This is a genomic window from Halobacillus sp. (genome assembly GCF_049282395.1).
Taxonomy (GTDB): Bacteria; Bacillota; Bacilli; order Bacillales; family Halobacillaceae; genus Halobacillus.
On record NZ_JBAPTY010000369.1, the window covers coordinates 1 to 6,852 of the forward strand.

4 protein-coding genes and 1 pseudogene are annotated in these 6,852 nt (G+C 42.8%); 2 read left to right on the top strand and 3 right to left on the bottom strand.

Annotation, left to right across the window (positions count from 1 at the left end; translation table 11 throughout):
• The 3 genes and pseudogenes from WAM07_RS15470 to cudC form a co-directional block, all read right to left on the bottom strand.
• Positions 1-1,046, bottom strand: a pseudogene (locus WAM07_RS15470) (hypothetical protein); the annotation flags it as partial.
• Between the two features lie 283 nt (positions 1,047-1,329).
• Positions 1,330-2,229 (bottom strand): glycine betaine ABC transporter substrate-binding protein, encoded by a 900-nt coding sequence (locus WAM07_RS15475; RefSeq protein ID WP_422168259.1) that lies wholly within the window; start codon positions 2,227-2,229, stop codon positions 1,330-1,332.
• 187 nt (positions 2,230-2,416) lie between these two features.
• On the bottom strand, positions 2,417-2,965 hold the full coding sequence (gene cudC, locus WAM07_RS15480; RefSeq protein WP_422168260.1) for a choline uptake/conversion transcriptional regulator CudC: 549 nt from the start codon (positions 2,963-2,965) through the stop codon (positions 2,417-2,419).
• 284 nt (positions 2,966-3,249) lie between these two features.
• On the opposite strand from cudC, the gene betB reads away from it, so the two are divergent.
• Both betB and betA read left to right on the top strand, forming a co-directional pair.
• Positions 3,250-4,722 (top strand): betaine-aldehyde dehydrogenase, encoded by a 1,473-nt coding sequence (gene betB / locus WAM07_RS15485; protein WP_422168262.1) that lies wholly within the window; start codon positions 3,250-3,252, stop codon positions 4,720-4,722.
• Positions 4,723-4,892: 170 nt separating this feature from the next.
• The gene (gene betA / locus WAM07_RS15490; protein WP_422168264.1) at positions 4,893-6,575 is read left to right on the top strand and encodes a choline dehydrogenase; all 1,683 of its coding nucleotides are present in this window, start codon (positions 4,893-4,895) and stop codon (positions 6,573-6,575) included.
• Positions 6,576-6,852: the final 277 nt, after the last annotated feature.

Consider the following 6,852-nt stretch of genomic DNA (forward strand, 5'->3'; position numbering starts at 1 on the left):
TCGGATATGGTAATGTTATCCGCCTGCAGCCTTAGACTGGTTGTATTGGTCAAGGAGTCTGGGAAGATCACGTTCGTTACCTCAGCTGAAAATCCTGTAATCGTTAATGGCTTATCAATCGTAAGGAACGTGGTTTGCGGATACTCACCCGGAAAGACAATCAAGAAATCATTAGGGTTTGCATCATCTACCGCTGGTTGTATTTCATTATAAAAGATGCCTTGAGTCACATTAAAGACTCTTCCGCCTGGCACTTGACAGCTGAAATCCTGGGAAAGCTCTATAGCATCCGAAGGGCATGGCACGCAAGTTTCGGACGTTCGAGTGAGGACTAAACCACAAACGCCGTTTGTACAAACTAGTGTCTCCTCACAAGGAGTGGTACATGGATAACAGACCAAGTCACCTTGAGAAATCCCTGTACAATCATTTCCCTCTGCAGATGTTACTTCATAGACACACACAAGCGGCGATATCGATACGGTTACAGAGTTCTCTACTTGATTTTGGACCCAATCGTATACGCGATCGGTAGTAAAGCAAAACGATTCTCCGGTTTGAGTTGCGCGTAGTGAATTCTGCTCAGGACAAGGATTAGTAGCTTCTGTCACTTGAGTTGAGCAGGAAAGTGGGGGAATAGGAGTAGGGCAAGAGCGCTGAAATTCTTGTTCTCTCGGCTGGCAGAACATCGCCTCAAGCGCCACCGTGACGTTAGCCGTCGATTGAATTCCCACGCACAAGTTCACATTGACATCGGCAAGAGTTTCAATTGGGTTGTCGACAATCGTACATACAAAACACTCCGAGCTAGTGATTTGGCATTCTATACTTGTGCCGGATGGTGCGCATAAGTAGTACGTTTCACATATACTAAAATCTGTTGACCCAATTCTGCCATCGTCTAGCGTCACGCTAACTGTACCTGTAATTAAAACCCGAACTTGCTGAAGGGTGATGACTGCACCGCTAGGAAGCGTAAACTGTTGTTCGCGACGTCCACCGGGCTGAGGAATCTCTGAACAACTTACATTTGTAATAACACACATGAATACTTATCCCCTTTTGATAAGTGAGCAACAAAAACAAAATGTTTGAAGATCATTTCCGTTTTACTCGCTTACTTGTATTGAAGTTTAAAAGATATAGTATGTATATGCTTTTCAAAATTCTTATGATTGTGCTGTAGGGGAAATAGGCAAGAATCTGCTTCGGTATTAATGATTTGCGTTCTCGTGTGTCCATCAAGGGAATTTTTCCATTCATAATAAAAAGAAGCTGGCCCTCATGATAAACGAGGGACCAGCTTCGTTATTTCTTATGTTTATACCTTTATTTTACCCACTCATCAATCAAATCCTGATTTTCTTCCACCCATTTCTTAGCACCGTCAATAGGTTCCTCGGCGCCTTCTACATACTCGATAAGCTCGCCGATTTGTTGATCATCCATTTTCCAATTCTTAAACCATTCGCTTACTTCTGGGTATTCTTCTTCAAACCCTTGTCTTGTCGCATGGTGAATTTTTTCTACACCACCGTATGTGTTTTGTGGATCGTCCAGGAATTTCAAGTCGTATTTTGAGAACACCCAGTGCGGGCTCCAGAGTGGTGCTACAATGGGTTCTTCATTTTTTACTGCTTCTCCAATTTCAGCAAGCATCGCAGATTCAGAACTTGAAAGCAGTTCAAAGTCGAGTTCATAGTCCTTAATTAAATCTTCCGTTACTTCCATCGTACCTGCTCCAGGACCAAAACCAACAATTTCACTATTGAACATTTCCTTATGCTCGTTTAAGTCTTCTACGCTATTCACTTCTTCAACATAAGCTGGAACCACAAGTCCTACTTTTGCTTTGTCGTACCAGGTAGCATCTGAGAAATTTACCGTATCTTGATATTTCTCTAAGTAATTAGCATCCTGGACGGGCAGCCAAATTTCCAAGCTAGCATCTAGATCTCCGCTTTCTAACGCCTTCATCGTACTACCCATATTCAAATTGCTTAATTTCACGTTATAACCTTTGTCTTCTAAAATTACTTTCCACATGTTTGTTACAGCAATGTTTTCAGCCCAATTAACTTGGCCAATCGTTAATTCTTTATCCTTTGCTTCTGATTCTGTACCTGTCTGCTCACTGTTTGCTTCCTCACCATTGCTTCCGCATGCGGCCAGTACAGCAACCATTAGAATCGCTAAAATAAAACTAAGTTCTTTTTTCCACTTGTACATGTTGAAAACTCCCCTTTGTTGTTATTTATTTTAATTTTTACAGATTGTAAAAAATTAAATACGTTAAGAATTTTTTTAATATAATGATATAAAGAAGCCCACTCTTTCTTAGGAAAGAGGGGACTAACCCTGTGACAAGGCAGGCTGTAATTGGTTTCTATAGACTGTCTGATCACTTCTTGGCACTTTAATCTTGTGAATCTTTCGGTAAGAATTCGAATATCTTACCGCTTCTTATACTTTCAACTAAGTCCTCTAACCAATGGTAGTATGTTTTAGATTCCTCTAATTGGTCATAGTATTTTTTTGCTTCTGCGACAATTTCAGGTGTACTGGCAGAATCTTTTATAACATTAATAAAATCCTCTTGAGCTTCCGTAATGGCTTCCAAATTCATTTTCGCTTCACGTTCCCACATCTGACAATAAAACGACATAAAGGATCGGAAGAAATTTTTCTCAGCTGCATACGTATGTTTCCTGGAACCTCGGGTGAATGTTTTTTTCACCATATCTATATCTTGGAGCCTGCGGACGCTTGTACTCATACTCGGTTTACTCATTCCAAGTTCGGTACGCATTTCATCAAGTGTCATCTGATCTTTGAAGTACATCGTCGCATATAAGTTTGCAGCAGCTGGTGTCACTCCGTATAAATCCATTGTCTCTGCAATGGCACCAATAACTTTATCCTTGGCTTCTTCCATTTTAATGCTTGATCTTTCAGTGTCACTCATAAGGTCGCTCCTTCAATATAAAGTAAACTGTGTTAAATTTTTATCAAATATTCTTCACAAGACTTATATTAACGTGTTCAGTTGAAATGTCAAATAAGAATCTGATTTCTGGATCTGATGAAACTTCGCCGCCTTAGTAATCATAAGCATTATAGTTCACTCCATTTCTTCCTGTACTTTAGATTCTAAATAGTTTTGACAGCATTTAAAAGACGTGTTAATGTTTAATTTGTTAAATAAATTTTTAATAAAATTAATTTACTTCAGAATTGGAGTTGATAGATATGGATCTAAAATTACAACAATACATCAATGGAAAATGGGTGGACGCGCACTCAGGAAAGACGCGCAACATTATCAATCCATTTAATCAGGAAATGATTGCCACGGTTCCTGAAGGTGATGAATCAGATGCAAAAGCAGCCATCGCTGCGGCAAGAGAAGCATTTGATAACGGGGAATGGGCTTTAACCCCAGCAACTGAACGAGGAACTATCGTAACGAGAATTGCTGAATTAATTGAAAGAGACAAAGAAGAACTAGCCTATTTAGAATCATTGGATACTGGAAAAACAGTAGAAGAAAGTCGTGGAGACATGGAGGATATCGCTGGAGTGTTTCGTTATTATGGAGAACTTGCAGATAAAGATGGAGGAGAACTGATTGATTCTCCTGTACCGAACTCAAGCAGCAAAGTGGTACACGAACCAGTTGGAGTTTGTGGACAGATTACACCTTGGAATTATCCGTTACTGCAAGCGTCCTGGAAACTGGCCCCAGCTCTTGCGACAGGAAATACCTTAATCATGAAGCCGAGTGAAATTACACCTCTTACTACAATTAAAGTCTTCGAATTGATGGAAGAAGCTGGCGTACCTGCTGGTGTGGCTAACCTTGTTCTTGGTGCAGGCAATACGATTGGTGCTGAGTTGTCCAGCAGTACAGATGTAGATCTTATTTCTTTCACAGGTGGCATTGCGACAGGGAAGAAAATTATGCAGGCGGCTAGCGTGAATGTGAAGAAGCTCGCGCTTGAACTCGGCGGAAAGAACCCGAATGTTATCTTCGCGGATGCTGACTTTGACTTAGCTGTCGACCAGGCGTTAAACGGAGTATTTTTCCACGCAGGACAGATTTGTTCCGCTGGTACAAGACTAATTGTAGAAGAAAGCATTCACGATGAATTCGTCAACGCCCTTGTGGAGCGAGTGAAAAAATTCAAGCTGGGCAGCGGATTTGATGAAGATACTCAAATGGGGCCGCTTATTTCAGCTGAACACCTTGAGAAAGTGGAGAAGTATGTGGAAACAGGGGTAAAAGAAGGGGCAACTTTAGCCGTTGGAGGCAAGCGCCCAGAAGATCCGGAGTTGCAAAAAGGCTTCTTCTATCTGCCTACTATTTTCACAGACTGCACCACAGACATGCACATTGTTCAAGAAGAAGGCTTCGGTCCAATTATCACAGTTGAGAAATTCAGTGCAGAAGAAGAAGCGACTAAGCTTGCTAATGATTCCATTTATGGGCTTGCGGGCGGTGTCTTTACAAATGATATTGCCAAAGCTGAACGCTGTGCAGCTAAAATGCGTATGGGAACGGTATGGATCAATGAATTCAACCTATATTTCCCGCACGCCCCGTGGGGTGGATTTAAGCAATCTGGCATTGGTCGTGAACTAGGCAAATTAGGGATTGAAGAATATACAGAGACGAAGCATATATTCCAAAACCTTAAACCTGAACCGATTAACTGGTTTTAAGCTATTTATCTAGCAATCTTTAAGGGAGAGGCCTAAGTCTCTCCCCAGGTTTATGGATGATAACGATCAATCAAATAAATTTCATAATGAAGAAGGTCTACTTAGCAAGGATTTTATTTTGCTTATATTTTTTTCGAAACACAACATCTAAGGAGGAACACAAAATGGCTATGATTGAATCATATGATTATGTAATTGTGGGTGGCGGTAGTGCAGGTTCGGTACTTGGCAATCGTTTAAGTGAAGATGGTAAAAAAAGTGTACTTGTTCTAGAGGCTGGACGCAGTGACTATTCATGGGATTTACTCATTCAAATGCCGGCAGCATTGCCGTTCCCTTCAGGGAAGAACCTTTATGACTGGCAGTACGAATCAGATCCTGAGCCGTATATGAATGGGCGTCGAATCCCGCATGCGCGCGGAAAAGTACTTGGAGGTTCCAGTTCCATTAACGGTATGATCTATCAACGCGGAAATCCAAAAGATTATGAACGCTGGGGAGCCGATGAAGGGATGGAAAGTTGGGATTGGAAGCATTGTCTTCCTTATTTCAAGCGTCTAGAGAATGCGCTTGAATCGCCGAATGATGAACTTCGCGGTAACGATGGTCCAATCAAACTGGAACGCGGTCCAGCTAAAAATCCTTTGTTCGAAGCTTTCTTTGAATCAGGTGTACAGGCTGGGTATAACAGAACCCCTGATGTAAACGGATTTCGTCAGGAAGGTTTCGGACCATTTGATAAACACGTTTACAAAGGGCAACGTCTGTCTGCATCCCGTGCTTACTTGCACCCGGTAATGGACCGTGAGAACCTAACAGTCAAGACACGTGCTTTTGTTACAAACATTGACTTCGTTGGGACGAAAGCTAAAGGATTAACGTATAAACGAAACGGAAAAATGCATCAAGTACAAGCCGGAGAAATTATTCTTTCAGGTGGGGCGATCAACACGCCACAGTTGCTTCAACTCTCTGGTGTTGGTGATGCGAAGCACCTTCGCTCCCTTGGCATTGAGCCAGTTGTCGATCTACCGGGAGTAGGGGAAAACCTTCAAGATCACCTTGAAGTATATGTGCAACATGCGTGCCCGGTTCCGGTTTCCGAACAGCCTAACCTGCAGAAGAGACGCATGCCTTGGATCGGCTTACAGTGGATGCTTGGACGTACAGGACCTGCGGCAACGAACCATTTCGAAGGGGGAGGTTTTGTCCGTTCAAATGAAGACGTTGACTATCCGAACTTGATGTTCCACTTCCTTCCGGTAGCGGTACGTTACGATGGACAAAAAGCACCAACCGATCACGGATTCCAAGTCCACATCGGACCTATGTATTCAGATGCACGTGGGTCCTTGAAGATTAAGTCGAAAGATCCGAAAGAGCACCCAAGCATGGTGTACAACTACCTGTCTACTGAACAAGATAAACGTGAGTGGGTAGAAGCGATCCGCATCACTCGTGAAATTATGTCTCAACCTGCTATGAGACCTTACAATGCTGGAGAAATTTCACCTGGTCCTACGGTTCAAACCGAGGAAGAGATTTTGAATTGGGTAAGGGAAGACGCTGAGACGGCGCTTCACCCGTCTTGTACAGCTAAGATGGGACCTGAATCAGACCCGATGGCAGTGGTTGACCCTAACTCAATGAAGGTTCACGGACTCGACAATGTACGAGTGGCGGACGCATCTGCCATGCCTTATGTAACAAACGGAAATATCCATGCTCCTGTATTGATGCTGGCAGAAAAGGCAGCGGATCTTATCCTTGGGCGTAAAACACTTGATGCCATTGATGCTGACTACTATCGTCACGGTGAGCATCCAGCTGAAGCAGGTACAGTAACTAAATAACGCTTCTTGTGAGAAGGCCTCTATCAAAAAGAGTTTGTTTATGAAGCAAACCTTTTAGATAGAAGGCCTTTTCTTTATTTCTAATAAGCTTATTAAGCTAAAGGACCGGATAGTTGAAGACTCAGTTTCGAGATATTCTGGGTCCGTTGCTCATATAGAGAGGGGCTGGCTACGGAAACAACTCGCTTTCCTGCGGGGGAACTGGCAAGCCTCCTCAGTCGTTAACACTCCTTGTGGGGTCTCGCCTAGCTCCTTCTCCCGCGGGAGTCTCGTCGTT

Bases quoted from the DNA above. Each gene is read 5' to 3' on its own strand.
- WAM07_RS15475 (WP_422168259.1), bottom strand. From the start codon at position 2,229: ATGTACAAGTGGAAAAAAGAACTTAGTTTTATTTTAGCGATTCTAATG.
- cudC (WP_422168260.1), bottom strand. From the start codon at position 2,965: ATGAGTGACACTGAAAGATCAAGCATTAAAATGGAAGAAGCCAAGGAT.
- betB (WP_422168262.1), top strand. From the start codon at position 3,250: ATGGATCTAAAATTACAACAATACATCAATGGAAAATGGGTGGACGCG.
- betA (WP_422168264.1), top strand. From the start codon at position 4,893: ATGATTGAATCATATGATTATGTAATTGTGGGTGGCGGTAGTGCAGGT.